The organism is Flavobacterium enshiense, from assembly GCF_022836875.1.
GTDB lineage: Bacteria > Bacteroidota > Bacteroidia > Flavobacteriales > Flavobacteriaceae > Flavobacterium > Flavobacterium enshiense_A.
Genome location: NZ_CP090376.1, coordinates 588529 through 615060, shown reverse-complemented (window position 1 = coordinate 615060; position 26532 = coordinate 588529). Strand labels below are relative to the sequence as shown.

The following is a 26532-nucleotide window of genomic DNA, read 5'->3' as shown; positions in this document are numbered from 1 at the left end:
AAAATAAAGTTCTGTGTAAACAGAAGTGTTTTTTTTCTAAACTTTTGTCAAAAATGTTGTGCTGGTGTTTCCTGAAACTTATGAAAAAACAGGAATCTGAAAAATTAATCCAGCTTCTCGGTTAATTTCTTGAAAACCTTTTTAGGTTCTTTTCCTTCATACAAGATGTCGTAAACGGCATTAATGATAGGTGTTTTGGCTTTGTATTCTTCATTAAGTTTGTAAGCACTTTTGGTAGCATAATACCCTTCGGCCACCATGCTCATTTCCATTTGTGCTGATTTAACGGTGTAGCCTTTTCCAATCATATTTCCGAACATACGGTTACGGGAAAAGATAGAATAACCAGTTACCAGTAAGTCCCCTAAATATGCCGAATCATTGATGTTGCGTTTCATTTTGTGGACTTTCTTGATGTATTTCTTCATCTCACGGATGGCATTACTCATCAGCAAAGCCTGGAAATTATCCCCATATCCCAATCCATGGGCAATACCTGCAGCAATGGAATAGATGTTTTTCAGCATGGCGGCATATTCCGTACCGATGATGTCATCAGAAGTTTTGGTTTTGATGTAATGACTGTTAAGGTTTTTTGCCATCACCTTCGCTTTTTCATCATCACCGCAGGCAATGGTAAGGTAGGAAAGGCGTTCCAAGGCAACCTCTTCAGCGTGACACGGACCGGTAATAACTCCGATATTGTCATAAGGGATATCATAAATTTTATGAAAATGTTCGCCAACGATTAAACTTGTTTCCGGAACAATACCTTTGATGGCTGAAAAGATCACTTTGTCTTCCAAACTCACGGTCAGTTTTTCCAATTCCCCTTTTAAGAAAGCCGAAGGAATCGCGAAAATGACATAATCCGCATAGGCTACTGCCTCATTGATGTCATTGGTAAGTTTAAGTTTATTGGTGTCAAACTCCACCGAGCTCAAATAATTCGGATTGTGTTTATTTATTTTGATATGTTCAATAGCGTAGGTGTTTCGCATGTACCAGGCGATTTCAGGAAGATTTACGCAAAGCATCTTTGCAATCGCCGTCGCCCAGCTTCCGCCGCCAATTACCGCAAATTTCGGGTTGTCAGTCATTTTCTTTTCATGATTTGAATCTCCAAAAGTACTCAAATTTGATGAAAGTGAAAAACTTTGCTTTTTGCAATTTCAGCGCTTTTTGCCGTAACGAGCTTTTGTCGCCATCTGATAGTGATGTTGTTAACCCAATGATTGTCAAATAAAAAATTTAACATTAGATTATGATTTGCGGAGCAATGATTTGACTTGACTCTCGTTATTATTTCCGGTTAAGAATGATAATGTAGCGATACATTATCGCAAGTTAGAATAGTTAATATTTTTTGTTTTTGGTGAGGAAGGCGCTCTTGGAATTTATTTCAGTGCGCCTTTCGTTTTTTGATGCTCCACAAAGTGAATCTTTGGGCTGAAAAGAAAACACCATCTCATGGAAAAATTAGGATGGGGAATAGTAAAAAAAAAACGCTCCAATCGGAGCGTTTTCGGAAATTTAGTAACTCATTTTTACTATTTCGCGTACTTTTTCCGGTGTGATGTTTTGTTGTTCTCCCAATCCTTTCCAGCCGCGCTCCTCAAATCGGTTTGCGATGAAGTCGGCAGTATTTTCATAATTCTCGGTGTTTTCAGAAAGTTTGGTTTTCATTCCCATGGCATGCAGAAAATCAACTGTTTTTTCGATTGCTTTTTTGGCTTTCTCTTCCACTGAAGTTCCCTGTATTCCAAAGACACGTTCACCGTATTGTGCCAGTTTTTCTTTCTTGGTGTCGAACATTACACGATAAAGATTCGGACCAATAATCGCCAATGTTCTGGCATGATCGATTTCGTATAATGCAGTCAATTCATGCCCGATCATGTGGGTAGCCCAATCGGTTGGAACGCCTTTATTCAGTAATCCGTTTAATGCCATCGTCGCACACCACATATAGTTCGAAGCCAATTTGTAGTCGGTTGGGTTTTCAACCACACTTGGACCTATTTCCACTAACGTCTGTAAAATACTTTCGGCAATCCTGTCCTGAAGCAAAGCGTCGTGCGAATAGGTTAAATACTGTTCCATTACATGGGTGAAAGCGTCCACCACGCCGTTTTGGATTTGTCTTTTCGGTAACGATTCAATCACCGTTGGGTCACAAATGGAGAATTTAGGGAATAGCGCACTGCCTCCAAATGAAAGTTTTTCCTGCGTTTCGTTGATGGTTATCACGGAACCCGAATTCATTTCACTTCCGGTCGCTGGGAGTGTCAGAACGGTTCCGAACGGAATAACCTGCGATACATCTTTCATCAGTATTCGTTTGTGCAGGATGTCCATTGGATTGCCCTCAAATTTTACGGCAGCCGAGATGAATTTTACCCCGTCAATCACACTTCCTCCGCCCACGGCCAAAATAAATCCTATATTCTGTTCGCGGATGATTTCTACGGCTTTCATCAGGGTTTCGTAGCGCGGATTCGGTTCGATGCCGCCAAATTCGACTATGTCAAAACCGGAAAGTGCCGCTTTTACCTGATCGTAGATTCCGTTTTTAAAAATGCTTCCGCCGCCGTAAGCCAGTAAGATTTTGGTGTTTTTGGGTGCTAAATCGCTGAGTTTGGATATCTGTTCTTTTCCAAAAACATAATTAGTAGGATTGTATAATTCGAAGTTTAACATAAGTAACGATTTAAAGATTAAGATTTTAAAAACCGAAAGTAATTACTCATTTTTAAAATTAGTACAAATTATTGTTAACTTCGCAAAAAAAATAAAAGTATGAAAAAGGTAGCCTTATTGATGATATCATTTTTGTTAATCAATTGTGATAAGCAGAGTGAAGATTCAACGCAACAGGAAAAAAGTGGAGTTTTGATCGATAGCCCTGTTATAAATATAGGATATAGAACGCAAACTTATGAAGGTAGAACAGATGCAGAAGGGAAATATCGTTTTAAAGAAGGCGAAACTGTAACATTTTTTATCTGTGATTTGGTTTTTCCAGCGGTTCCTGCAACAGGATATGTTACACCGTTTGATATGGCCGGATCAACGGATATTACAAATAGTACGGTTATAAATATCAGCAGATTTTTACAATCAATCGATGCCGACGGTAATCCCGAGAACGGAATTTCTGTTCCTGAGGTATTACACAATTGCGGAAATGATATTGTTTCCCCGGTTAATTTTCATAGCACCGTTTCCGGGTTTGAAAATGACTCGGCAGTAATTCACACTATTGAGAATTCGACCTCTCCAACCACTGAACTATTGCCTACAGATCAATGTATCACTCATTTGATCAACAACGTGTATGCCACTGCGAAATATTTCGAAGTATATGGGAAACACAAGGGGGATTTCGGATTTAATACTAATGGGACATTGTTGGGTACGTCAGCATCTGCGCAAAAAACTATTTCGGGAGGACATATAATTTTCAATTTTAATGTGTCCGGATATGAAAGGTTTGTGATTTACGTACCTTCAACATCGCAAAAAATTTATGTAGACGCAGTTCTTTTTGACGATGAGCATTGGTTAAATAGCACAGTAGGTGTTGAGGGAATGCATAGAAGTCAAAACTTTAATCCAGCCAATACAAGTTGTAATTGGGCAGATAGCGGAACGCAGTGTCCGTATAATTCCGGTGGATATCCTTTTGACGGATATGTTGAAAACGGACCAGACAATATAACTATTACTAATGATTTGGGAGAAACTGCCTTTTATAATTATTCTACCAGAAAAATGCAGTATCCGACCCCAATTGAAGATTCTCCATTGGCAGCGAATATGAAAATCTATATTAAAATGTAAGTTTATGAAGGGATACTGAAAGGTATCCCTTTTATTTTTTATAAAACAAATTATGTTCCACATACTCCCAAACCTTATGTGGCAACATGGGCTGAATATTTTTTCCGGTTTTAATGCCTTCACGGATGAAAGTCGACGATAATTCTATAATTGGCGCATTAATCGTATGGATTTTGTGATGACTGACAAATTGCGGATCGATTGTGCCTGCAGCTGCTCTCGGATAAACATAAATATCGTGATTTTGCAGAATCACTTCAAAATTTTTCCATTTATGCAATGAGTTCAGATTGTCTTCACCCATAATCAGGCAAAATTCATGGGTGGGATATTTTTCCTGTAAATGGGCCAAGGTGTTTACCGTATAGTTAGGCTGGGGCAATTTGAATTCTATGTCGGACGGCTTTATTTTCGGATAGTCTTCCGTAGCCAGATGTACCATGTGCAAACGATGGTAATCGTCTAACAGCGTTGTCTTTTGTTTGTGTGGATTGTGCGGCGTCACCATCATCCAAACCTGATCCAAACCGGAATGTTCCGCCATATGGTTGGCGATAATCAGATGTCCTATATGGATAGGGTTGAATGTTCCGAAATAGAGTCCGATTTTCATTTTTTCTGGCTGTAAACTGACAATTTTTTGCTTATTTAGTTACAAAATTCTTTACCAATTCATAAGCTTCCTGCTTCGCCGTATCCAAATCGTAATTCTTGATAATGGTGTCGAATTGCGGTGCAGTAGCCAATTCTACGTGAGCTTTAGCGATGCGCATATTGATTTTGTCTTCGCTTTCTGTAGAACGTTCTTTTAAGCGGCGTTTCAGTTCGTCCACGCTTGGCGGTTTTACGAAAACAGCCAACGTTTCTTCCGGGAATTTGTGCTTGATGCGCAATCCACCGGCCACATCGATATCGAAAATCACATTTTTGCCTTGAGCCCAAATGCGTTCTACTTCGCTTTTCAGGGTTCCGTAGAAATTATCGCGGTAGACTTCTTCCCATTCCACGAAATCCTCGTGTTTGATATGTTGTTTGAATTCTTCGGTCGACATGAAGTAGTAGTCCTTCCCATTTACTTCTTCTCCGCGCGGATCACGTGTTGCGGCCGAAATGGAAAATTCCAGATTCAAATCTTCCAATCCTAATAAATGACGTACTATGGTAGTTTTTCCCGATCCGGATGGAGCCGAGAATACGATCAGTTTTCCTTTGTTCATTATTATTAACTTTTAGCTTTCAGCGGTTAGCTTTTGCCTTTTGTAATTGTGTTGTTGTTTTTATTTTAAAGCTACAGGACGTTTAACACCTGTTCCTTGATTTTTTCCAGTTCGTCTTTCATTTGAACGACCAATTTCTGCATTCCGGCATGGTTCGATTTGGAGCCCATAGTGTTGATTTCACGTCCCATTTCCTGAGTGATAAAGCCTAGTTTTCTGCCGTTGGCTTCGGTTCCGTTCAACGTTTCGATGAAATAATCCAGGTGATTAGTCAAGCGTACTTTTTCTTCGGTAATATCTAATTTTTCAAGATAATAAATAAGTTCCTGTTCAAAGCGGTTTTCATCAACGGTCACTTTCAACTCGTCAATTGCAGTTTGCAGTTTGTTTTTGATGTTCTGAACGCGTTCCGGATCCAGTTCCAAAGCCTGTTCCATATACGAACGGATATTGGCGATGCGTAATTGGAATTCTTTTTCCAATGATAAGCCTTCGTCGGTTCTGAAATTATTGATGTTGGCAAGCGCTTCGTTAATAACTGTCAGGATTTGTTTCCATTCGTTTTCATCTAGTTCATCGCGTTCCGTTTTTAATGCGTCAGGCATGCGAACGGCCATTTTCATCAGTTCCGTTTCATCGGCATCGGCTAAAATGTCCCGCATTTGCGACATGTAAGCCTTTACAATCGGGGCGTTTACTTTGGTGGAAGTTTCCTCTCCGGTTACTTCAATATAAAGGGCAAAATCGACTTTACCGCGTTCCAGTCGTTGGGAAATCTGATTGCGCAGACTCAATTCCATTTCGCGGTACACAGAAGGCATTCGGACATTAAGGTCCATTCCTTTGCTGTTTAACGATTTTACTTCCACTGTGATTTTTTTGGTAGCCAACTGTAGGGTTGACTTCCCAAATCCGGTCATCGATTGTATCATGTTTTTCTAAATAGACTTCAAAGATAAATAAAAGTATTCAGTGTTTGATGCTTAGTGTTGGCTTGGATCAGTAACTGCCATCGATTCGCTAAAGGTTTTCGGTTTTTTCTTTATTACCAGATACACGCCTGCGAAAATCAGCGCTGCGGAACCAATTTTGACCCAGCTCAATTCGTCTTTCCCTAATCCGATGGCAAAAACCGTAGCGAAAAATGGCTGCAGATAGATAAATACAGCTACCATTGTCGGTTTCAGTTCTCTCATCGAAAGCAGGTTCAATAAATAAGTCAGAAAAGTGGAAACGACGACCACGAATCCTATTTTCCAGTAAATGTTCATCGGGACCAAAGCCCAGTCAACGGCTTGAAATTCGCTCCATCCGAAAGGAATTACCATAAGAAATCCAAAAAGGTAGATCCATTTTACAAATGAAAAGGCGTTGTATTTGTCCATCAGTTTTTTAACCAGAATCAGATAGAAACCATAAGAAACGGCATTGACAAACACCAGAAAGTTTCCTAAAGAGGCATTAGGCGCGTTTACCATCGATTTTCCGTATAAAATCAGGGTTACGGTTCCTGTCAGTCCAAGAAGTATTCCGATTATCTTGTTTTTTTGCATATGCTCTTTCATGATGATGGCCGACAGGACCAATACAATCATCGGAGTAGTCACCATCAGGACGGCACCCATTATTGGAGAAGTATAGCTCAGTCCTTTGAAGAATGTCAGCATGTTGAGGGCTACACCAAAAAAGGCGGCAGCTAATATGCGTGGAAAATCCTTTCTGTCAATTTTTTCGGTTTTTACAAAAAGTGTGGCCAGCCAAAACAAAATAGTGGAACCGCCTACGCGAAGAAAAATAAAGCCGAACGCGTCAATGTATTTTGGCATTACGTCTTTGGCGATGGTAAAGGTCACCCCGTAAATGATGGCTACCATCCACGCAGCGATCAGGGCATAAGTACGCGCTTTCATTTAACTTAAAACGGCGATCACTTCGTTAATATTTTTCTGGCTGTTGCCGATGTATATTTTTCCGTCGATAATGAAAACCGGACGGCTTAGAAAGGTATAGTGTTCCAAAATATATTTCTTGAAATCGGCTTCGGTCAGGTTTTTGTTTTTCAGATCCATCGACTTGTATAACTGTGCTTTTTTGCTGAAAAGCGCTTCATAACTGCCCGAAAGCCGGTACATTTCCTCCAATTGCTCCGGAGTAATCGGATCCTGACGAATATCCTGAAATACCAGACGGTTGCTGTTGGGTAAGGATTTGATGATTTTGCGACAGGTGTCGCACGAAGCGAGGTAGTATATTTTATCCATGGAATTCTTTTTTGCAAAAATAGGCTTTTCGTTAAAAAAGATTTAATTTAAATCTGCTGAAAACAGATAAGCGGGTTTTTCTTGTTATTTTTGAGTAAATTTTACAAAAGATGAATGATTTTACTAGAGAAATTTCCATTCGCTGGGCGGATTTGGATCCGAATTTTCACGTGCGCCACAGTGCTTATTATGATTATGGAGCCCAACACCGTATTGAAATTCTGGAACGCGAAGGACTGACGATGAAAATCATGCAGGAGCAACATTTCGGACCGATTATTTTCAGGGAGGAATGTGTCTTCCGAAGAGAAATGCATTTGGGTGACAAGATTTTTATCAGTACAAAAATGGGAAAGATGAAGGCGGATGCTTCCCGTTGGACTATCGTACACGAATTAAAAAATGAGAAAGATGAACTTTGTGCAAAAATTACTCTTGACGGAGCATGGATAAATACTAAATTGCGAAAACTGGCGACTCCAACACCCGAAATTGTGAGAAAGGTAATGAGCACCTTTCCGAAAACCGATGACTTTATTGCCTTATAAACCCAATAAATTATGGAAGCAACTTTTAAAATTTTAGTAACCAACCGCAACCTCTATTTGAGATTTCTGGATGATTATTCCCTGGAACAGCTTAATGCGATTCCGCAAGGTTTTAGTAATAACCTGATTTGGAATATCGGGCATATAGTGGTGGCACAGCAAGGTTTGGTGTACCGTCTTTCGGGATTGCCAACGAATGTTTCTGCGGAGATGACCGAAAAATATAAGAACGGTTCCAGACCCGACGGCAAAACAACTCAGGAAGAAGTGGATGAAATCCGAGCACTGTTAACGTTCTTGCCCGAGCAGACAAAAATGGATTTTGAAGCAGGGAAATTTCAGCATTTCAACGAATACCAAACGCAGACTGGTTTCCATTTGGGGAGTTTTAAAGACGCGATGGAATTCAATAACTATCACGAAGGACTGCATTTAGGATTTATGATGCAGATTCGTAAGTTTATTTAAGCTGCAGGAATTTGTCGGCTTCACTAAACGGAATTGTCAGTTCAATAGGGCCGTCGGCATAAGAAGCGATTTCATACTGGTTGTAAAGCAGTAGTATTCCTTTATCGGTATAAAAAATGTTTTCCGGTAAATGGAATCTGTCTTTTTCAAACCAATAGCCCGTTTTGTTAATGTTCGATTGGGCCGGCACTTCTTGTTGTATTCTGAATTTTTGTTCTGCAAGTTTGGTGAAACCTTTTACATCGGTAAATAAATCTTCTTTTTTGATTTGTTTTCCGGTTTCGGGATCGACAAAATAAGACAATGATCTGCCATTGCCATGAGCGCCTCCTGTGAAGGAATAATAGTCTAGGGTCAGGTTGATGACTTTGTCTGAATGGTATCCGATTTTTCCGGAAGCAGTCGCCTCCCAAGGTGTGCTGTAGTCGGGCATCTCTTTCTGAAAACTGACGTATTCTTTAATAAAATCCGAACAAACAGCGGGATAATTTTTGACAGTTGCTGCCGAGTCAAAAGAGAATAAGAAGGTAATTTCTTTTAAAAACAAGGTATTAATGCTGTCTGCCGCTGCCGATTTGTTTTGAGCGACAGCCACTTCAATCTCAATTGCAGTAGTGTCCTTATTTTGTGTAATTTCTTTATGGAATTTCTTTGTTTTAAAGGTTAATTCCTCTTTTTTACAGCTTAATAAGCTCAGCGCAGCAATAGTTACTATTAATAAGTTTCTCATGGCAGAAATTGTTTGTTCATGACTCATTTCACAAAATTAAACGATAAATTTGTTCTTTTATTGAAAATTTAAACAGAATACTAATATGAAATTCAATACGAAAGTAATACATGGTGGGCAACATCATGAAAAAGTGACCGGAGCGGTAATGCCACCGGTATTTCAGACTTCTACTTTTGCTCAGGTTTCTCCGGGACAGCCTGTTGGAGAATATGAATACAGTCGTGCGGCCAACCCGACACGCCAGGCTTTGGAAGACGCTTTGGCTTCTATCGAAAACGGAGCCCGTGGATTAGCGTTTGCTTCGGGATTAGCAGCAACCGATTGTTTGCTGCGTTTGTTCAAAGCAGGTGATGAAATCATTGCAATGGACGATTTGTACGGAGGGACTTACCGTTTGTTCACGCGTTTGTACAAAGACAGTGGAATAAAATTCCATTTCGTGGATATGAATGATCTGGCAGGGTTCGAAAAGTTGATTAATGAAAATACGAAGTTGGTTTGGGTAGAAACACCGACCAATCCCTTAATGAAATTGGCAGATATTGCCGAGATCGCCAAAATCACTAAAAAACACAATATTTTATTTGCGGTCGACAATACTTTCGCTACACCATATCTTCAAAAGCCATTGGATTTAGGTGCGGATATTGTAATGCATTCGGCGACAAAATATTTAGGAGGGCACAGTGATGTAATTGCCGGTGCTCTGGTAATCAAAGATAAGGCTTTAGGTGATGAGTTACATTTTAAACAATTTGCGACGGGAGGAACATTGGGTCCGATGGATAGTTTCCTTGTTTTAAGAGGTATCAAAACGTTGCATTTACGCGTGCAAAGACACTGTGAAAATGGTGTAAAAGTAGCGGAATTTTTAATGAATCACCCTAAAGTGGAACGAGTATACTATCCGGGACTGGAAAATCATCCGTTTCATGAGATTGCCAAAAAGCAGATGATCGGTGGTTTTGGAGGAATGGTGACGTTCACTTTTAAATCGGGTGCGAAACAAGATGCTATCAGTTTCCTGGAAAAACTTAAAGTGTTTACTCTGGCAGAATCTTTAGGTGGTGTGGAATCGTTGGCAAATCACCCAGCTTTGATGACACATGCATCCATACCGGAAGATAAGCGAAAAGAAATCGGAATCACAGATGATTTGGTTCGTTTGAGTGTAGGTGTAGAAGACGCTGCCGATTTGATTGAAGATTTAAAACAGGCATTAGGATAAAACAAAAAACCACGCTTTACGCGTGGTTTTTTTATGTCTTTTATTTCGGTTATTCCAGATAGTAAATGTATCCGAAGTTTAACCAAACCAACCATTCGTTGGCTTTGTTTTCCGGGTAAAGATTCGGATCCGGATTTACGCCGTCCACCCAGTTGGAGAAGTAATATTGCCAACGTAAATCAAGCATCAAGTCTGAAAGTTCTGTTAGTTTGTATCGGGTACCAACACTGGCTACAACAGACCAAGTGCTTCCACCGTCATTAGAAGTGGCTCCAACGTATTTTGGATATAACACTCCCGGCTGGTTTAAACGTCCTCTCGTAGAAGTAACTTCCGGACTGTAAAAAGTATAATGGGCTCCTAAACTCGCAAAAGGGCCTAATGATCCGATAGTGGCCGTAAAATCCCTGATGCTCAGGGGAAAATATTCCAACTGCATTCCTATGTCTGTGTTGGATGCAGTACCTTTCATGGCTCTTAATTGATCTGCATAAACTGAGGTTTTCTCAGGGGCCACCCATTCTCCGTAATGTTCAAGATTTGTTCTGTTGTAAGAAAGTTCAGTCCTTAACTTGAAGTGGTCATTAAAATAGGTTTCAGGCTTATAACAGTTACATTCAGCACTGTATGAAAAATTTAAGTAATGAATAATGCCTATCCCAATACCGGTATTTGATGCGTTTGTTTTCCAATCATATCTTTCACCGAAATCCGACATGAACATTACTGGTCCTGCAATTGCTCCAATTTCATGGGAAAAACCAAATTGGGCTCTAACAGCACTATTGATTCCAAAAGCCATTAGTAGGGTAAATAAAATTTTTCTGGGCATTTTACTCTATTTTAGTCAATATCTGACAAATATATAAAAACATATTTCTCCTCAAAAAAAAAGTAAAGAAAAGACTTTTAAAAAAATGTAAAAATTCTTTTTGGTTGTGTGATATATTTTGCTTTGCCGCAGCAATTTTTATTAAAGCAAAATATACAAAAAACATTAATAGGCCGTTTTAGACTATATTTGTAAAACAAACCTACATTGATGAGAAAATTTAACTGTTTCGTTCTGCTGGCTTTCATCTGTATTAATTGCTTTTCGCAACAAAACCAATTATGGAAAGGTTTTTTTTCCTATGCTGCAATTAAGGATATTTCACAGGCTGTCGACAAAGTGTATGCTGCTCCTGAAAACACCGTTTTTTCTAAAAATACAGTTACCAATGAATTAAAAACCATAAATTCCATTGACGGATTAAAAGCTGATATTATTACCGCTGTACATTATAGTGAGGCATTTCGCAAAATAGTGGTTGGTAATCAAAACGGATTGCTTCTGGTGGTGAATGAAAATGATGGTAGTGTTTTAAATGTAATTGATATTCTGAACAAGCCTTCTATTTCGCCAAGTAAGAAAAAGATTAATCATATTTACGAATATAACGGTAAAGTGTATTTATCTTGCGATTTTGGTATCTGTGTTTTCGATTTGGCCACATCGCAATTTGGCGATACTTATTTTATAGGACCTGCAGGTGAAGAGGTTCAGGTTTATCAGACAACAGTTCTTGACGGTTTTATTTATGCCGTAACGCAATTAAATGGTATTCGTAGGGCAGATTATTCCAATCCGAATTTAGTGGATTTCAGTCAATGGACCACATTTGACTCGGGGTTCTGGAGCGGTATTGTTACATTTCAGAATCAGTTGATTGCGTCCAATACAAATAATCGCGTTTATCGTCATAATGGTAGTGTTTTTCAGCAAATAGCCGATGTCGGCCAGTCCATAGTTGATTTGAGGGCGTATAATGATCGTTTGATTTTTACTTCGCCCAACCATGTTTATATTTACGATAATCAGTTGCTTCAACTGTCTCACATAACTCAGATTCCGGATGTAGCGTCGTCGTTTACCTGTGCTACTGCAATCAACGATAAAATATTTGTCGGAACGTTAGATAAAGGGTTGTATCAAACAACAAGCACCAATCCGACTGTATTTGAGAACTGTACGCCAAATGGTCCGGCTAGAAACAGTATTTTTAATGTAAAAAAAGCGCCTAATTATTTGTGGGCAGTTTATGGTGATTATTCAAAGGAGTATAATCCATATCCTTTGGACGAATACGAAATCAGCAAATTTTCGGATAAACAGGGTTGGGAATTTATTCCTTACACTGATTTACAGGGTGCAAAATCCCTTGCCCGGATTGTGCTGAATCCAAGTAACCCAAATCAGGCCTTTGTGAGTTCATTTTTTTCAGGGTTGCTGAAAATTGACAGTAGTAACCAAATAACATTGTTTAATGAGGCAAACACGGGTAGCAACGGATTGGAATCAATGGTGCCTCCTCCTGGAGTCGATGTCAGGGTTAACGGTCCGGCTTTTGATAAAAAAGGAAATCTATGGATGACAAACAGCCGCATTGACAGAGCTATTAAGGTAATGAGATCGGACGGACAATGGCAGTCCTATTCTCTTGATAATATAACTGCGACGCCAAAAGAAGACAGTTATGCTGGTATGGTGATAGACAAAAACAATACGAAATGGATTCCATCCTATCGAAACGGGGTTATCGCTTTTAATGAAAATTACGGAAATAAGTTTGTCCTGATAAAAAATGGAGCCAATGAGGGCAATCTTCCTATCGCCGATGTACGATGTGTAGCGGTCGATAACCGAAACCAATTGTGGATCGGTACTTTTGCAGGATTGCGAGTTTTGCCGAGTGTTGACCGTTTTTTGTACGATAATGAGTTGGAAACCAATCCAATTATTATACTCGATAATGACTTGGCTCAAGAATTGTTTTTTCAGCAAAGTATTATGGATATCGTGGTAGATGGAGCAAATAATAAATGGGTGTCCATCGATGGGGCTGGGGCATTCTTGGTTTCTTCTGACGGACAAGAAACACTTTATCATTTTACAAAAGCGAATTCACCGCTTCCAAGCGACAATATTTTGGATATTGAAATCGACGGTGCTACAGGTGAAGTGTTTTTTGCAACTGATAAAGGACTTGTTTCCTTTAAGGGAATAGCGACCAAACCCGCCGAAGATTTGAGTCAGGTCTACATATATCCGAATCCCGTACGTCCAGAATACAACGGTACTGTTAAGATCAGCGGTTTGATTGATAATGCCAATGTGAAAATAACCGATATCGGAGGGAATTTAGTGTATGAAACCACATCTGAAGGCGGAACAATAGAGTGGGATACTAAAGCTTTTGGAAAACACAAAGTAGCTTCCGGAGTATATATGATTTTCATTGCCTCAGAAGATGGGACAGAAACCAAAGTCAAAAAAGTGATGATAGTCCGATAAGGACCGCTTTTAAAATTTAAAATCCCAATGCTGGTTAAAACCAAAGCCATCGTTTTAAGTGCCATAAAGTATCAGGAAAAAAGCCTGATTGTGAAATGTTTTACCCAATCGGACGGATTAAAATCCTATTTTGTTCCCAGTGCTTTTTCGGGTAAAAAATCGAATCAGAAAATTGCCTATTTTCAACCATTGACTATTCTCGAAATAGAAGCCAATCACAAAAATAAAGGTACGTTGGAACATTTTAAGGAAATCCGATTGGCGGTGCCTTATCATTCTATAAATACCGATATTTTTAAGAGTACGATCATAATTTTTTTATCTGAAATGCTCCATCACAGTATTCGTGAAGAAGAGAAAAATGAAAGCCTGTTTTCTTTTCTGGAGACAACTTTGCTTTGGCTGGATACTCACGAGGAAATGGCTAATTTTCACCTCATTCTCTTGTTGGAAGTGACCAAATACCTTGGATTTTATCCCGATACTTCCGACATGGATTTGCCTTTTTTTGAACTTAACGATGGGGTGTTTTCTTCTTTTCACGGCATCAGTTGTCTTTCCGATCATGAAACCTTTCTCTTCAAAAAACTGATTGGCTTAAAACTGGATTCCGACCAAAAGATTTTCGCCGGTACAGAGCGACAGATATTGCTCAAAATTCTACTGAATTACTATTCTGTTCATCTTGACGGATTTAAAAAACCGAAATCCCTGGAGGTGCTTAAAGAAGTTTTTTCATAGTTTATGAGATAATTGTTTTGGCAAACTATTAAAACTGTAGTGTTTAATCGTCTTTTTTCTTGCTTCGTTTCTCTATTTTCTTTAAAATTCCTTACTTTCGCACATTGATTTTAGAAAACGACAAAATGAGTACAAAATTCACTGAATACAAAGGACTTGATTTGCCAACTGTGGCTTCTGAAGTGCTTGATTTCTGGAAAAAGCAAAACATCTTTGAACAAAGTGTTACTTCGCGAGAAGGAGCAACGCCGTATGTGTTTTTTGAAGGCCCGCCTTCAGCTAACGGATTGCCGGGTATTCACCACGTGATGGCGCGTGCGATTAAAGATATTTTCTGTCGCTATAAAACTCAAAAAGGATTCCAGGTAAAGCGTAAAGCGGGCTGGGATACACACGGATTGCCGGTTGAATTGGGTACGGAAAAAGAATTGGGTATCACCAAAGAAGATATCGGAAAAACCATTTCCATAGCCGAATATAACGAAGCGTGTAAAAAAACCGTAATGCGTTATACCGACGTATGGAACGACCTTACCGAAAAAATGGGTTACTGGGTTGATATGGAGGATCCGTATGTGACCTACAAGTCCAAATACATGGAAACGGTTTGGTGGTTACTGAAACAGATTTACAACAAAGATTTATTATACAAAGGCTACACAATCCAGCCATATTCGCCTAAAGCGGGAACTGGTTTGTCTTCACACGAAGTAAACCAGCCGGGTTCATACCGTGATGTGACCGATACGACAATCGTGGCGCAGTTCAGGGTTTTGGACAACCAAAGAAAACTGACCTTCGCCAAATTTTACGATTACATTACTACCAATAATTTAAAACAATACAAATTTGAGTCACTGGAGTTGGATGAAATCCATTTCCTGGCTTGGACGACAACCCCATGGACATTGCCAAGTAATACAGCGTTGACTGTTGGGCCGAAGATCGATTATGTGTTGGTGAAAACTTTCAACCAATATACGTTCCTTCCAATCAATATTATTTTGGCTAAAAATCTTGTTGGTAAGCAGCTGTCTAAAAATTATTTCGAGACAAGTGAAGCTGCTGATTTTGATAACTTCCAAGAAGGTGATAAAAAAATCCCTTTTGAAGTATTGGCTGAATGTAAAGGTGCTGACTTAGTCGGAATCCAATACGAGCAGTTGTTGCCATATACGTTGCCGTATCAAAATCCGGAAAATGCATTCCGTGTAATTTCGGGTGATTTCGTTACGACGGAAGACGGTACTGGTATTGTGCACACAGCGCCAACATTTGGTGCGGATGACGCGAAAGTTGCCAAAGAAGCATCTCCGGAAGTGCCACCAATGTTAGTGTTGGATGAAAACGGAAATCCGGTGCCATTGGTGGACCTTCAAGGACGATTTGTTCGTCAGATGGGTGAATTGGCGGGTAAGTATGTTAAAAATGAATATTATAACGAAGGCGAGGCTCCTGAGAAATCAGTGGATGTGGAAATTGCCATTCGTTTGAAAGAGGAAAATAAAGCCTTTAAGGTTGAAAAATACGTGCACACCTATCCGCATTGCTGGAGAACCGATAAGCCGATTTTATACTATCCGCTGGATTCGTGGTTTATCAAAGTAACAGATGTGAAAGACCGCATGTTCGATTTGAACGATACCATCAACTGGAAGCCAAAAGCAACCGGTGAAGGGCGTTTCGGGAATTGGTTGAAAAATGCGAACGACTGGAACTTGTCACGTTCAAGATACTGGGGAATTCCATTGCCAATCTGGAGAACCGAAGATAAGACAGAGGAAATATGTATTGGTTCTGTTGAGGAATTATACAATGAAATTGAAAAAGCCGTTAAGGCAGGTTTCATGGCGGAAAATCCATTCAAAGGATTTGAAATCGGAAACATGAATGAAGCGAATTACGATTTGGTCGATCTGCACAAAAATGTGGTAGATAACATCATATTAGCTTCACCATCCGGTAAACAAATGAAGCGCGAGAGCGATCTAATCGATGTTTGGTTTGATTCGGGCGCTATGCCTTATGCACAGTGGCATTATCCGTTTGAAAATAAAGCGTTAATTGACGAAAGCAAATCTTTCCCGGCTGATTTCATTGCAGAAGGAGTGGATCAGACCCGTGGATGGTTCTATACGCTGCATGCCATCGGAACGTTAGTTTTTGATAAAGTGGCTTATAAAAATGTGGTTTCCAATGGATTGGTTTTGGATAAAAACGGGCAGAAAATGTCCAAACGCCTTGGAAATGCAGTAGATCCGTTTACGACATTGGCAGAATACGGTCCCGATGCTACACGTTGGTACATGATTGCCAACGCAAATCCTTGGGATAACCTGAAATTTGATATCGAAGGAGTAGCCGAAGTAAGAAGAAAATTCTTCGGAACTTTATATAATACCTATTCGTTTTTTGCGTTGTATGCTAATATAGACGGTTTCCAGTACGCCGAAGATGAAATTCCGTTAAACGAAAGACCGGAAATAGACCGTTGGATCCTATCCGAGCTAAATACTTTAATAAAAGACGTAGATAGTTTTTATGCCGATTATGAGCCAACGAAAGCGGCTCGCGCTATCTCTGATTTCGTTCAGGAAAACTTAAGTAACTGGTATGTGCGTTTATGTCGTCGCCGTTTCTGGAAAGGGGAATACGCTCAGGATAAAATTGCGGCTTATCAGACATTATACACCTGTTTGGTTGCCGTTGCTAAGCTTGGAGCGCCTATCGCACCATTCTTTATGGATAAACTTTACGGAGACTTAACACGAGCAACACAAGGAGAAAAATTTGAAAGTGTACATTTGGCAGAGTTTCCGATATGCGTTGAAAACTTTGTTGATAAATCGTTAGAAAGCAAAATGCAGAAAGCGCAAACGGTTTCATCATTGGTTTTGTCACTTCGTAAAAAGGAAATGATCAAGGTGCGTCAACCGCTGCAAAAGGTTATGATTCCTGTACTTGACGAGAATCAACGAGCGGAAATCGAAGCGGTTTCCGACCTTATTAAAGCAGAAGTAAATGTGAAGGAAGTGGAGTTGTTGGATGATGCTTCCGGTATATTGGTGAAGCAGATTAAGCCGAATTTCAAGGCATTAGGGCCTCGTTTCGGTAAAGATATGGGATTGATTTCCAAAGAAATACAGAATTTGAATCAGGAGAGTATTGCTAAATTGGAAAGAGAAGGCGCTATAAGTATTGTTATTTCAGGAAATAGTGTTAACTTAACATCTGAAGAAGTAGAGATTTCTTCACAGGATATTGAAGGATGGCTGGTTGCTAATTCAGGCGGATTAACCGTTGCTCTGGATATAACAATTTCGGACGAATTGCGTAAGGAAGGTATTGCCAGAGAGTTGGTTAACCGAATCCAAAATATACGAAAAGACTCAGGTTTTGAAGTTACGGACAAGATTAAGGTGACGATGCAGAAAGACGGTATTATTCAAGAAGCCGTGAAAGATAATGAGGCATACATAAAATCGGAAACGTTAACGGAAGAGCTTATTTTTGAGGACCATATTGAAAATGGTACGGAAATTGAGTTTGATGAACTAAAAACAAGAATATTAATTTCTAAATAGAGAAAAAGGATCTCTTGAAAACCTATTAATAACCAAAAACAGAGGAAATTATGGTGGATGAACAAATAAGATATTCCGACGCGGATTTGGCGGAATTCAAAGAATTGATTCAGAAGAAACTGGAAAAAGCGAAAAACGATTTGGATTTAATAAAAAGTGCTTACCTAAACGACCTAAATAACGGAACTGATGATACATCGCCAACATTTAAGGCTTTCGAGGAAGGTAGCGAAACCATGAGTAAAGAAGCTAATTCACAGCTTGCTATTCGTCAGGAGAAATTTATACGTGACTTGAAAAACGCGTTAATCCGAATTGAAAATAAAACTTACGGAATCTGTAAAGTAACCGGAAAATTAATCAATAAAGAAAGACTGAAACTGGTTCCTCATGCAACCATGAGCATCGAAGCAAAGAACCTGCAACGTTAATCTTTTCAAAAATTTTACTAAACGCTCCTCATGGGGCGTTTTTTATTTGGTTTAAATAGTTATTTTTGTAACTCAAATTTGCAAAATGTCGTTAAAAAAGGCCTATTTATTGGTAATTCTCGTTCTGGTTATTGATCAGATCTCCAAAATATACATTAAAACCAGTTTTAAACTTGATGAAGAAATCTATGTTTTTGATTGGTTCCGCATTCATTTCATAGAAAATTCAGGGATGGCATGGGGTGCTGAAATTCCTGGTGCTTTCGGAAAACTTTTGCTTACGCTTTTCAGGATTGTTGCTGTAGGCGGTATCGGATACTGGTTGTACGATGCAGTTAAGAAACAATCGTCTAATTTCCTTATCGTTGCTGTAGCACTTATTTTGGCTGGTGCTGTCGGGAATATTCTTGATTCCGTGTTTTACGGAAGGATGTTTAATGACAGCTACGGACAGGTAGCAACATTGTTCAGTGATGATCCTTACGGGAAATGGTTTCACGGTAAAGTGGTGGATATGTTCTATTTTCCTATTTGGGAGGGAAATCTGCCTTCATGGTTACCGGTATGGGGCGGAAATCATTTTACGTTTTTCAACGCGATTTTTAATGTAGCCGATGTGGCAATTTCTACCGGAGTCGGAATTTTGATTGTATTTAATAAAAGAGCTTTTGGAAAATAACTCTTGGGCTTTAAACCAGCAGTTTTTTTGAGTATATTATCTGTTAAATCAATAAATAAAAAAAGGTTGCTATCAGCAACCTTTTTTTATTTATTATGTCCTGGTGCGTGGTGTTTGGCACTTTTTGAACCTGTCATTTTTTTGGCGTGACCCGGTGGTACTTTTTTCGCTTTGTAGTGATGATGATGATGTGATGCAATACAACTGGTGAAACTGATGGCCATACCTGCCATTAGTAAGCAGCAAACGATTTTTTTGGTTAATATTTTTTCCATGAAAAGGGGTTTGATTTTTGCGAATATACTTAAATATTTATTTGAATTCAAAAATACCGTAAGGTGTTACACAAAAATTCAACGGAATGTCATTCTCGCGAACATCAGAAATAGCTTCTTCCGGATCGAAGCAGGATAGGCCTATTTTAATCACGTCTTCTTTACATTCCGAAAGAAACCCATCATAAAATCCTTTGCCGTAACCCACGCGATGTCCTTTTTTATCATAGGCTAAAAGCGGAATAAAAACCACATCAATTTTATTCGATGGCACCTCGATGCCATCAACGGGCTCCGGAATGTTGTATTCGTTTTTTTGGATTTTGGTATTATCCGTGAGGAGAAAATGGGTCATTTTTCTGGTCTGCCACCCGGTTTCTTCATCAGTTGGGCCGAATTGTGATTTAGAGATGATGATTTCCTTATCCCTTCCCGAAAGAATCTGTAGAAGGAATTCAGTGTTCACTTCTCGTTGTTCTTCGATGGGTAAAAACAAATGGAAATAGGTTTTGTCCCAAACCGATAAAGAGAGACAATTATTGGCAATGCTCAGGCTCATGTCCTGGATTTCTTCAGATGTCAACTCTTTCCGTAGTTTTTTATACTTCAGGCGCAGTTCTTTTTTCAGCATGATAAGTACTTTTCAAATCGGATATAAAAGTACTCAAATGATCTGCTTTTACATGATCCATTATTACAATTTTATACCATTGATTACCCTCGCCGTGTTTTTGAGGAACCAAGTCGTATTTCTTTTCCAGTCCTTTCGGGATATAATCCGCATTGATGGTTACGATATTCATGTTTTGATCCCTGAAGTAACGCACACCTAAAGCGTCAAGTTCGCTGCACAGCCAGTCGGTACGTTTTAGCAGGGCCTGGATTTTTTCATGCCATCCGGCAGGACCATAAGTAAACAATATCATCCAGACTGCTACTGCGTTGGCTCCGCTACGGCTTCCGCATAGGGTCAAGTCCATGCCTTCCACGTATTCCGCTTCTTTGGTCAGCACGTTTTCGATCAGTCCTTTGCGGCAGATAAAAATGCCGGTCCCGTAAGGCGCCTGAAGCATTTTGTGGGCGTCAATAGTGATGGAGCTGACTTTAGGATTTTCAAATGATATAGTTGAGGCATTATTGGTGAAGGGATATACAAATCCGCCATAGGCCCCATCAATATGAAGTTTGTAGGTTACTTGGTGATTTTCCAATGCGTTGATATAATCTTCCGGATTGTCAATAGAGCCAAACATTGTCGTTCCCATATTGGCCACCACGATGAAATAGTTTTTTCCTTTGGCTTTAGCTTCGGAAATCAGATTGTCAAGTTCTAAGATATTCAAAGCACGGGTCTCGAAATCCACAGGAACTGAAAGCCAGTCGAGCATCAGTAAGTTGGCTGATTTCGGAATCGAATAATGCGTGTCTTCCGAAGCGATGATGACAATCTCACTCAGTTTTGCCTGATGTTCATTCATAAAGTGATTGCGGTACATCCATATTGCCTGAATGTTGGCCTCTGTCCCGCCCGGAGCAATATAGCCGTCGTATCCGTTTGTTTCGGCTTTAAAAACATCAATAGCTAGCACTTTTAAAACTTCGCGTTCCATTTCCTGTGTACCGCTAAATGCGCTCTCGGAATCGCCGTATGTATGGCAGCCGATATGATTCGGATTGGCAACATATGTTTGCAAAAGAGGTGCATCTTTCAAAAAAGGGACATCACTGCGAAACACTTCTCTGTCCAGTCTGGAGCCCGGATATCCCAATGAAATGTCTTGGGCAAAATTCACATTTTCTCGTAATGCTTCTTCAATGCGTAACTGCTGTTCGGTCTGCGAAAGTTTTTTCCAGGTAATCATAAGAAATTGTTTCGGCAAAATTAAGGTCTTCCGAATCAATAAAATATGATAATTGTTAGGTTTTATAAGGGTCTGGCAGGCTATCTCTTTTCCAGTTCGGTGGAAATGTGGTAAATGGCGTCGCCCTGATAAACAATTGGCGCTTCATTTACGTTGATGATGTAGCCGGCATTCGGTGCTTTCATTTTGTGTTCGATCTTTCCGTACGGATCGGAAATGGTTGCCAGCAGTTGCCCTTTTTCCACGAAACTTCCAATGGCGCTATACCCGTGAAACATGCCGGAATATTTTGCCCGTATCCAAGTCGACTTTTCGATATAAGTACTGTCTGATTCCGCCGGTATGGCTTTTTTTCGGTTGTTGAGCATGCCTAGATTTTCCAAAACCCGCTTGGTGCCTTCGATGCCTTTTTGAGTAACGTCTTCATTAATATCGATGGATTTTCCGCCTTCAAACAACAGCATTTTTACGCCGAGCTTGTCGCAGGAATTTCGAAATGAACCGGTAATGTTGTTGGAATATAAGGTGAAAGGAGCATTAAAGATTGAAGCCAAATCACGCAGTTCCGGATTGTTAGGCGCAATTCTGATTTGGGCAGCATTAAATCGCGATGCACCGCCGGCATGGAAATCGATCGCATAATCCACGTGTGGAATGACCTCCTTTAGTAGATAATAGGCAAATCGGCTGGCCAGGGAACCGTTTTTACTTCCTGGGAATACGCGGTTCAGATCTCGTCCGTCCGGGAATTCCCTGGTCTGGTTCACGAATCCGAAAACATTGATAATTGGAATGCAGATAATCGTTCCGATTTTGGGTTTGTTGATTTTCTGTACGATCATTTGCCGTACGATTTCAATCCCGTTGATTTCGTCCCCATGCAGTCCTGCCGTCAGCAAAACCGTAGGGCCATGAACCTTAGAACGTTCCACGATAATCGGAATCTTCAGTTTGGTCATGGTGTGGAGTTTGGCAATTTCCATGTTTATGGTTTTGCTTTCTCCGGGCAGAATTTCTTCTTTTAGAATTTTCAGGACGTTATTGCGGTAATTCATAGCAGGTTAAAACGCTAAAATAGAAAATAAGTTTTGAATTATGAATGAGGATTATTATTTGTAGGATAATTTCTTTTACTTGGGATGAATTCGTAAATTTGAAACAGTCAAAGACGAACAATCCAAAAGTCTAAATTTCCAACATAGAATTGCTATAATGTCGCTTTCCGCTTTAGAACTCCAAATCCAAACCCTGCCCGACAGTCCGGGGGTGTATCAGTATTACGATAAGGAAGGTAAAATTCTATACGTAGGAAAAGCGAAGAACCTGAAAAAAAGGGTTGCTTCCTACTTCAATAAAGTACACGACAATGCCAAGACCAATGTGCTGGTAAAGAAAATCGTTTCCATCAAACACATCGTCGTTCCAACTGAAACCGATGCGCTATTGTTGGAAAATAACCTTATTAAAAAACTTCAGCCACGTTATAATGTGATGCTGCGTGATGACAAGACTTATCCGTGGATCTGCATCAAGAACGAACGTTTCCCTCGCATTTTTTCCACCCGAAAAATGATTAAGGACGGTTCGGAGTATTTCGGACCATATACCAGTTTTAAAACCGTACACACGATTCTGGATTTAATCAAAGAACTTTATCCTTTGCGCACCTGCAATTACGATTTGAGCAAAGTCAATATCGACAGCGGAAAGTTCAAGGTTTGCCTGGAATACCATATCGGAAACTGCAAAGGTCCGTGTGAAGGATTGGAAACGATTACGGATTATGAAAAAAAGGTGCAGGCCATCCGCGAAATCCTGAAAGGGAATTTTAAAGACAGTTTAAAGGATTTCAAAAAACATATGGGCGAACTGGCAGCTGAAATGAAATTTGAAGAGGCTCAGAAAATCAAGGAAAAAATTGAAGTGCTTGAAAATTATCAGGCTAAATCGACTATCCTGAACCCGAAAATTTCCAATATTGATGTGTTTTCAATTGTATCAGATGAAGCGATGGCATATGTCAACTTTCTGCAGATTTCCCATGGTGCCATTGTGCGTTCGCATACGATGGAACTCAAAAAGAAACTGGAAGAAACCGACGAAGAGTTGCTGGAACTGGCCGTGGTGGAACTGCGCGAGCGTTTTCATCTGAATTCCAAAGAAATCATTCTTCCGTTTGAATTGGATTTCGGCGAAAAAATAAAAGTGACCGTTCCGAAGTTGGGCGATAAAAAACAGATTCTCGATTTGTCCGAGCGCAATGCCAAGTTTTATCGTATGGATCAACTGAAACAGATCAAAATTGTCGATCCCGAACGTCATACCAACCGAATCATGTCGCAGATGCAAAAAGATTTGCGGCTTTCGGTAGAACCGCGACATATCGAATGTTTTGATAATTCGAACATCCAGGGTACGAATCCGGTTTCGGCCTGTGTGGTATTCAAAGACGGAAAACCCAGCAAAAAAGATTACCGTCATTTCAATATTAAAACCGTTGAAGGTCCGAATGACTTTGCCTCGATGGAAGAAGTGGTATACCGAAGATACAAACGATTGTTGGACGAGAACCTGCCATTGCCACAACTGATCATCATTGATGGCGGAAAGGGGCAATTATCTTCAGCCCTTAAAAGTATTGATGATTTGGGGCTACGCGGAAAAATTGCCATCATAGGTATTGCCAAACGCTTGGAGGAATTGTTTTATCCGGGCGATTCGGTTCCGTTGTATCTGGACAAGAAATCAGAAACGCTTAAAATTATCCAGCAGCTGCGTAACGAAGCCCATCGATTCGGAATCACATTTCATCGTGACAAACGAAGTAAAGCCGCATTGAATTCTTCGATAGAAAGTATACCAGGAATCGGCGAAAAAACGATGCAGGCACTGATTTTACACTTTAAATCGGTGAAACGACTAAAAATGGCGACAGAAAGAGAAATTTCTGACGTCGTAGGTCTTTCAAAAGCCAAAAAAATTGTCGAATTTTACAATAAACCCAACCCAACAGAATAAAATGAAGAAACATCTTGCGCTGATATTAATTTTTGGCCTGATTTTTCATGCTTTTGCCCAAGATCAAAAAAGACCTAAAATAGGACTGGTTTTGAGTGGCGGCGGGGCTAAAGGATTGGCGCATGTTGGTGTATTGAAGGTGTTGGAGGAAGCCGGCGTAAAAGTGGATTATATAGGCGGAACGAGTATGGGTGCTATTGTCGGTGGATTGTATGCCGCGGGTTATACGGCCAATCAGCTGGATTCTATTTTCAGGGCGGCTGATCCTGATGCCTTGATTCAGGATTACATCCCCAGAACGTCCAAGAACTTTTTCGAGAAAAGAAATGATGAGCTATATGCCTTGACGCTGCCGTTCAATAATTTTAAAATCGGCGTTCCCGCTGCGCTTTCCAAAGGGATGTATAACTATAACATGCTCAGCAGATTGACGAATCACGTTCGTTATACGCGGGATTTTAACCAGCTTCCGATTCCGTTTGTGTGTATTGCTACCGATATAGAAACCGGACAAGAGGTGGTGATCAGAAACGGGATTTTGCCTAAAGCCATTTTAGCGAGTGGTGCATTCCCTTCATTGTATACTCCTATTGAGATAGACGGAAGATTGCTTATCGATGGTGGGGTGACTAATAATTATCCCATCGAAGAAGTAAAGAAAATGGGTGCGGATATCATTATTGGTGTGGATGTTCAGGACGGATTGAAAGACAGAAGTAATCTCGGTGGTGCCACGGGAGTCCTGGTGCAGATTGCCAATTTTGAAATGATCCAGAAAATGAGCGAAAAAAGAAAGGCTACCGATATTTATATTAAGCCCGACGTAATGGGTTATTCTGTTATTTCATTTGATTTGGGAAAAGATATCATTACCAAAGGGGAGGAGGCCGCTTTTTCTGTATATGAAATTCTTTCCAAGTACGGAGGAACTGATGTAAAGCCGGCCAAAAAGATTAATGGCCCCGAACTAACGGATGTGATCACTATCGATACTGTTAAAATCAATGACCTCAATAATTTTACAAGACCCTATGTCTTGGGGAAATTGCGTTTTAAGAATAATTCAAAAGTTTCATTTCAAAAGCTGAGCGACGGTATTGGGAATCTTAGTTCGACACAAAATTTCAGTGCCATTACCTATTATTTTGAAAAAAATGACGGTAAGGACAACATCGTGTTTGATTTAAAGGAGAATCCGATTAACCGCTTCCTGAAATTCGGTTTGCATTACGACGGTTTGTATAAAAGTGCCGCACTGATCAATGTGACACAGAAAAAACTATTTTTTAAAAATGACAATCTTTCCGTTGATCTTATTTTAGGAGATAATCTCCGGTATAATCTGAATTATTATTACGACAACGGATTTCTTTGGAGTTTTGGTGTGAATTCACGCCTCAATCAATTCGAAAAGAAGAGTATGGTTGATTTCAGTAACGGAGAAGCGCTGGAGTCTTTGGGTATTCATTCCATTCCTCTTACATACCTCGATTTTACCAATCAGGTATTTGCTCAAACTGTTTTTGCTCAAAAATTCCTTATCGGAGCAGGTGGTGAGTGGAAGTATTTAAATATAGAATCGGAAGCATTGGAAAATACCGACCCGGTTATTGAAAACAGCAATTATCTTTCCTTCTATGGATACATGAAATTTGATACTAGGGACAAAAATTATTTTACCACAAGAGGATTGCATTTTTTTGGTGATTTTAAAACGTTATTCTATTCCAGTGATTACACTAATACTTTTGAGCCGTTTTCAATTGCAAAAGGTGATATTGCATTTGTGGAAACCTTTTTTAAACGTTTGGCTTTTAAAATTCAGTCGGAAGCCGGATTTTCGATTGGAAAACATACCGTGCCTTTTCATGATTTCGTTTTAGGGGGATACGGTTATAATATGATTAATAATTTCCGACACTTTTACGGATATGACTTTTTAAGTGTTGCCGGGGACAGTTACATAAAAGGAGAATTTGGTTTTGATTATGAATTTTACAAAAAAAATCATTTTAATGCTTATGCCAATTATGCTAATGTGGGCAATGCTATATTTGAAGATAACCGCTGGATTTCCCATCCCAAACTTTCCGGATATGCTCTTGGTTACGGTTTAGAAACGCTGATCGGACCGATAGAGTTGAAACATAGCTGGTCTCCGGAAACCAAAGATCATTTCACTTGGATTAGTGTAGGGTTCTGGTTTTAACTGTTTGTGGCAAACTTCCGTCACTTTTTGTGTTTTAATTTCTTTTTTTTGTGACATTGTTTCAAAAAAACTCTACTTTTGGGAACTTATAATACCAAAAA

Annotated in this window: 24 protein-coding genes; 11 read left to right on the top strand and 13 right to left on the bottom strand. The window is 39.7% G+C overall.

Annotated elements, in window-relative coordinates:
• Positions 1-104: 104 nt before the first annotated feature.
• Together LZF87_RS02795 and LZF87_RS02790 are read right to left on the bottom strand one after the other, a co-directional pair.
• On the bottom strand, positions 105-1100 hold the full coding sequence (locus tag LZF87_RS02795; protein WP_244343696.1) for an NAD(P)H-dependent glycerol-3-phosphate dehydrogenase: 996 nt from the start codon (positions 1098-1100) through the stop codon (positions 105-107).
• Between the two features lie 433 nt (positions 1101-1533).
• Positions 1534-2700 (bottom strand): iron-containing alcohol dehydrogenase, encoded by a 1167-nt coding sequence (locus LZF87_RS02790; RefSeq protein WP_244341537.1) that lies wholly within the window; start codon positions 2698-2700, stop codon positions 1534-1536.
• A 99-nt stretch (positions 2701-2799) separates the two neighbouring features.
• Here LZF87_RS02790 and LZF87_RS02785 point away from each other — a divergent pair, with 99 nt between their 5' ends.
• Positions 2800-3843 carry a hypothetical protein gene (locus tag LZF87_RS02785; protein ID WP_244341534.1) on the top strand — a complete coding sequence of 348 codons (1044 nt, stop codon included), beginning with the start codon at positions 2800-2802 and terminating at the stop codon, positions 3841-3843.
• Positions 3844-3874: 31 nt separating this feature from the next.
• On the opposite strand, the gene nadD is transcribed toward LZF87_RS02785, so the two are convergent.
• The 5 genes from nadD to LZF87_RS02760 form a co-directional block, all read right to left on the bottom strand.
• A complete protein-coding gene (gene nadD, locus LZF87_RS02780; protein WP_244341532.1) occupies positions 3875-4456 on the bottom strand; it encodes a nicotinate (nicotinamide) nucleotide adenylyltransferase in 582 nt (193 codons plus the stop codon).
• A 31-nt stretch (positions 4457-4487) separates the two neighbouring features.
• On the bottom strand, positions 4488-5060 hold the full coding sequence (gmk, locus tag LZF87_RS02775) for a guanylate kinase (protein ID WP_244341530.1): 573 nt from the start codon (positions 5058-5060) through the stop codon (positions 4488-4490).
• A 71-nt stretch (positions 5061-5131) separates the two neighbouring features.
• Positions 5132-5992, bottom strand: a complete 861-nt coding sequence (locus LZF87_RS02770; RefSeq protein WP_244341517.1) for a YicC/YloC family endoribonuclease — start codon at positions 5990-5992, stop codon at positions 5132-5134.
• 51 nt (positions 5993-6043) lie between these two features.
• The gene (locus LZF87_RS02765) at positions 6044-6970 is read right to left on the bottom strand and encodes a DMT family transporter (RefSeq protein ID WP_244341516.1); all 927 of its coding nucleotides are present in this window, start codon (positions 6968-6970) and stop codon (positions 6044-6046) included.
• Entirely contained in the window at positions 6971-7321 is a 351-nt protein-coding gene (locus LZF87_RS02760; RefSeq protein ID WP_244341515.1) for an arsenate reductase family protein, read from the bottom strand.
• 110 nt (positions 7322-7431) lie between these two features.
• Here LZF87_RS02760 and LZF87_RS02755 point away from each other — a divergent pair, with 110 nt between their 5' ends.
• Entirely contained in the window at positions 7432-7869 is a 438-nt protein-coding gene (locus LZF87_RS02755) for an acyl-CoA thioesterase (RefSeq protein WP_244341513.1), read from the top strand.
• 12 nt (positions 7870-7881) lie between these two features.
• Positions 7882-8337 carry a DinB family protein gene (locus LZF87_RS02750; RefSeq protein WP_244341511.1) on the top strand — a complete coding sequence of 152 codons (456 nt, stop codon included), beginning with the start codon at positions 7882-7884 and terminating at the stop codon, positions 8335-8337.
• Here LZF87_RS02750 and LZF87_RS02745 read toward each other — a convergent pair.
• The gene (locus tag LZF87_RS02745; protein ID WP_244341497.1) at positions 8330-9067 is read right to left on the bottom strand and encodes a DUF3298 and DUF4163 domain-containing protein; all 738 of its coding nucleotides are present in this window, start codon (positions 9065-9067) and stop codon (positions 8330-8332) included. The two genes, LZF87_RS02750 and LZF87_RS02745, sit on opposite strands and share 8 nt — an antisense overlap.
• 85 nt (positions 9068-9152) lie before the next feature.
• Here LZF87_RS02745 and LZF87_RS02740 point away from each other — a divergent pair, with 85 nt between their 5' ends.
• Positions 9153-10298 carry a cystathionine gamma-synthase gene (locus LZF87_RS02740; protein ID WP_244341479.1) on the top strand — a complete coding sequence of 382 codons (1146 nt, stop codon included), beginning with the start codon at positions 9153-9155 and terminating at the stop codon, positions 10296-10298.
• Positions 10299-10347: 49 nt separating this feature from the next.
• On the opposite strand, the gene LZF87_RS02735 is transcribed toward LZF87_RS02740, so the two are convergent.
• Entirely contained in the window at positions 10348-11130 is a 783-nt protein-coding gene (locus tag LZF87_RS02735) for a THC0290_0291 family protein (protein WP_244341477.1), read from the bottom strand.
• Positions 11131-11340: 210 nt separating this feature from the next.
• Between LZF87_RS02735 and LZF87_RS02730 the strand changes: the two genes are divergently transcribed.
• The 5 genes from LZF87_RS02730 to LZF87_RS02710 all read left to right on the top strand — a co-directional run bounded on the left by LZF87_RS02730 (position 11341) and on the right by LZF87_RS02710 (position 19067).
• A complete protein-coding gene (locus LZF87_RS02730; protein ID WP_244341476.1) occupies positions 11341-13632 on the top strand; it encodes a T9SS type A sorting domain-containing protein in 2292 nt (763 codons plus the stop codon).
• 27 nt (positions 13633-13659) lie between these two features.
• Positions 13660-14373: a DNA repair protein RecO gene (gene recO / locus LZF87_RS02725; RefSeq protein ID WP_244341475.1), complete on the top strand. Its 714-nt coding sequence runs from the start codon at positions 13660-13662 to the stop codon at positions 14371-14373.
• 125 nt (positions 14374-14498) lie between these two features.
• A complete protein-coding gene (gene ileS / locus LZF87_RS02720) occupies positions 14499-17957 on the top strand; it encodes an isoleucine--tRNA ligase (RefSeq protein WP_244341473.1) in 3459 nt (1152 codons plus the stop codon).
• Between the two features lie 50 nt (positions 17958-18007).
• Positions 18008-18388, top strand: a complete 381-nt coding sequence (locus LZF87_RS02715) for a TraR/DksA family transcriptional regulator (protein ID WP_237790972.1) — start codon at positions 18008-18010, stop codon at positions 18386-18388.
• 85 nt (positions 18389-18473) lie between these two features.
• Positions 18474-19067, top strand: a complete 594-nt coding sequence (locus tag LZF87_RS02710) for a lipoprotein signal peptidase (protein ID WP_244341471.1) — start codon at positions 18474-18476, stop codon at positions 19065-19067.
• Positions 19068-19153: 86 nt separating this feature from the next.
• Here LZF87_RS02710 and LZF87_RS02705 read toward each other — a convergent pair whose 3' ends face one another.
• The 4 genes from LZF87_RS02705 to LZF87_RS02690 form a co-directional block, all read right to left on the bottom strand.
• Positions 19154-19342 carry a hypothetical protein gene (locus LZF87_RS02705; protein ID WP_244341469.1) on the bottom strand — a complete coding sequence of 63 codons (189 nt, stop codon included), beginning with the start codon at positions 19340-19342 and terminating at the stop codon, positions 19154-19156.
• Positions 19343-19379: 37 nt separating this feature from the next.
• The gene (locus LZF87_RS02700; protein WP_244341467.1) at positions 19380-19973 is read right to left on the bottom strand and encodes a 5-formyltetrahydrofolate cyclo-ligase; all 594 of its coding nucleotides are present in this window, start codon (positions 19971-19973) and stop codon (positions 19380-19382) included.
• Positions 19942-21204 carry a pyridoxal phosphate-dependent decarboxylase family protein gene (locus tag LZF87_RS02695; protein ID WP_244341465.1) on the bottom strand — a complete coding sequence of 421 codons (1263 nt, stop codon included), beginning with the start codon at positions 21202-21204 and terminating at the stop codon, positions 19942-19944. The genes LZF87_RS02700 and LZF87_RS02695 overlap by 32 nt, the downstream gene beginning before the upstream one ends.
• A gap of 80 nt (positions 21205-21284) precedes the next feature.
• On the bottom strand, positions 21285-22259 hold the full coding sequence (locus LZF87_RS02690) for a succinylglutamate desuccinylase/aspartoacylase family protein (RefSeq protein WP_244341463.1): 975 nt from the start codon (positions 22257-22259) through the stop codon (positions 21285-21287).
• A 157-nt stretch (positions 22260-22416) separates the two neighbouring features.
• On the opposite strand from LZF87_RS02690, the gene uvrC reads away from it, so the two are divergent.
• Positions 22417-24222: an excinuclease ABC subunit UvrC gene (gene uvrC, locus LZF87_RS02685; RefSeq protein WP_244341455.1), complete on the top strand. Its 1806-nt coding sequence runs from the start codon at positions 22417-22419 to the stop codon at positions 24220-24222.
• Between the two features lies 1 nt (position 24223).
• Positions 24224-26431, top strand: coding sequence for a patatin-like phospholipase family protein (locus LZF87_RS02680; RefSeq protein WP_244341449.1), 2208 nt, complete (start codon positions 24224-24226; stop codon positions 26429-26431).
• Positions 26432-26532: the final 101 nt, after the last annotated feature.

Bases quoted from the DNA above. Each gene is read 5' to 3' on its own strand.
- LZF87_RS02755 (WP_244341513.1), top strand. From the start codon at position 7,432: ATGAATGATTTTACTAGAGAAATTTCCATTCGCTGGGCGGATTTGGAT.
- LZF87_RS02785 (WP_244341534.1), top strand. From the start codon at position 2,800: ATGAAAAAGGTAGCCTTATTGATGATATCATTTTTGTTAATCAATTGT.
- uvrC (WP_244341455.1), top strand. From the start codon at position 22,417: ATGTCGCTTTCCGCTTTAGAACTCCAAATCCAAACCCTGCCCGACAGT.
- LZF87_RS02745 (WP_244341497.1), bottom strand. From the start codon at position 9,067: ATGAGAAACTTATTAATAGTAACTATTGCTGCGCTGAGCTTATTAAGC.
- LZF87_RS02795 (WP_244343696.1), bottom strand. From the start codon at position 1,100: ATGACTGACAACCCGAAATTTGCGGTAATTGGCGGCGGAAGCTGGGCG.
- LZF87_RS02710 (WP_244341471.1), top strand. From the start codon at position 18,474: ATGTCGTTAAAAAAGGCCTATTTATTGGTAATTCTCGTTCTGGTTATT.
- LZF87_RS02765 (WP_244341516.1), bottom strand. From the start codon at position 6,970: ATGAAAGCGCGTACTTATGCCCTGATCGCTGCGTGGATGGTAGCCATC.
- LZF87_RS02750 (WP_244341511.1), top strand. From the start codon at position 7,882: ATGGAAGCAACTTTTAAAATTTTAGTAACCAACCGCAACCTCTATTTG.
- ileS (WP_244341473.1), top strand. From the start codon at position 14,499: ATGAGTACAAAATTCACTGAATACAAAGGACTTGATTTGCCAACTGTG.
- LZF87_RS02735 (WP_244341477.1), bottom strand. From the start codon at position 11,130: ATGCCCAGAAAAATTTTATTTACCCTACTAATGGCTTTTGGAATCAAT.
- LZF87_RS02740 (WP_244341479.1), top strand. From the start codon at position 9,153: ATGAAATTCAATACGAAAGTAATACATGGTGGGCAACATCATGAAAAA.
- recO (WP_244341475.1), top strand. From the start codon at position 13,660: ATGCTGGTTAAAACCAAAGCCATCGTTTTAAGTGCCATAAAGTATCAG.
- LZF87_RS02790 (WP_244341537.1), bottom strand. From the start codon at position 2,700: ATGTTAAACTTCGAATTATACAATCCTACTAATTATGTTTTTGGAAAA.
- LZF87_RS02770 (WP_244341517.1), bottom strand. From the start codon at position 5,992: ATGATACAATCGATGACCGGATTTGGGAAGTCAACCCTACAGTTGGCT.
- LZF87_RS02700 (WP_244341467.1), bottom strand. From the start codon at position 19,973: ATGCTGAAAAAAGAACTGCGCCTGAAGTATAAAAAACTACGGAAAGAG.
- LZF87_RS02760 (WP_244341515.1), bottom strand. From the start codon at position 7,321: ATGGATAAAATATACTACCTCGCTTCGTGCGACACCTGTCGCAAAATC.
- LZF87_RS02695 (WP_244341465.1), bottom strand. From the start codon at position 21,204: ATGATTACCTGGAAAAAACTTTCGCAGACCGAACAGCAGTTACGCATT.
- LZF87_RS02680 (WP_244341449.1), top strand. From the start codon at position 24,224: ATGAAGAAACATCTTGCGCTGATATTAATTTTTGGCCTGATTTTTCAT.
- LZF87_RS02690 (WP_244341463.1), bottom strand. From the start codon at position 22,259: ATGAATTACCGCAATAACGTCCTGAAAATTCTAAAAGAAGAAATTCTG.
- gmk (WP_244341530.1), bottom strand. From the start codon at position 5,060: ATGAACAAAGGAAAACTGATCGTATTCTCGGCTCCATCCGGATCGGGA.
- LZF87_RS02705 (WP_244341469.1), bottom strand. From the start codon at position 19,342: ATGGAAAAAATATTAACCAAAAAAATCGTTTGCTGCTTACTAATGGCA.
- LZF87_RS02715 (WP_237790972.1), top strand. From the start codon at position 18,008: ATGGTGGATGAACAAATAAGATATTCCGACGCGGATTTGGCGGAATTC.
- nadD (WP_244341532.1), bottom strand. From the start codon at position 4,456: ATGAAAATCGGACTCTATTTCGGAACATTCAACCCTATCCATATAGGA.
- LZF87_RS02730 (WP_244341476.1), top strand. From the start codon at position 11,341: ATGAGAAAATTTAACTGTTTCGTTCTGCTGGCTTTCATCTGTATTAAT.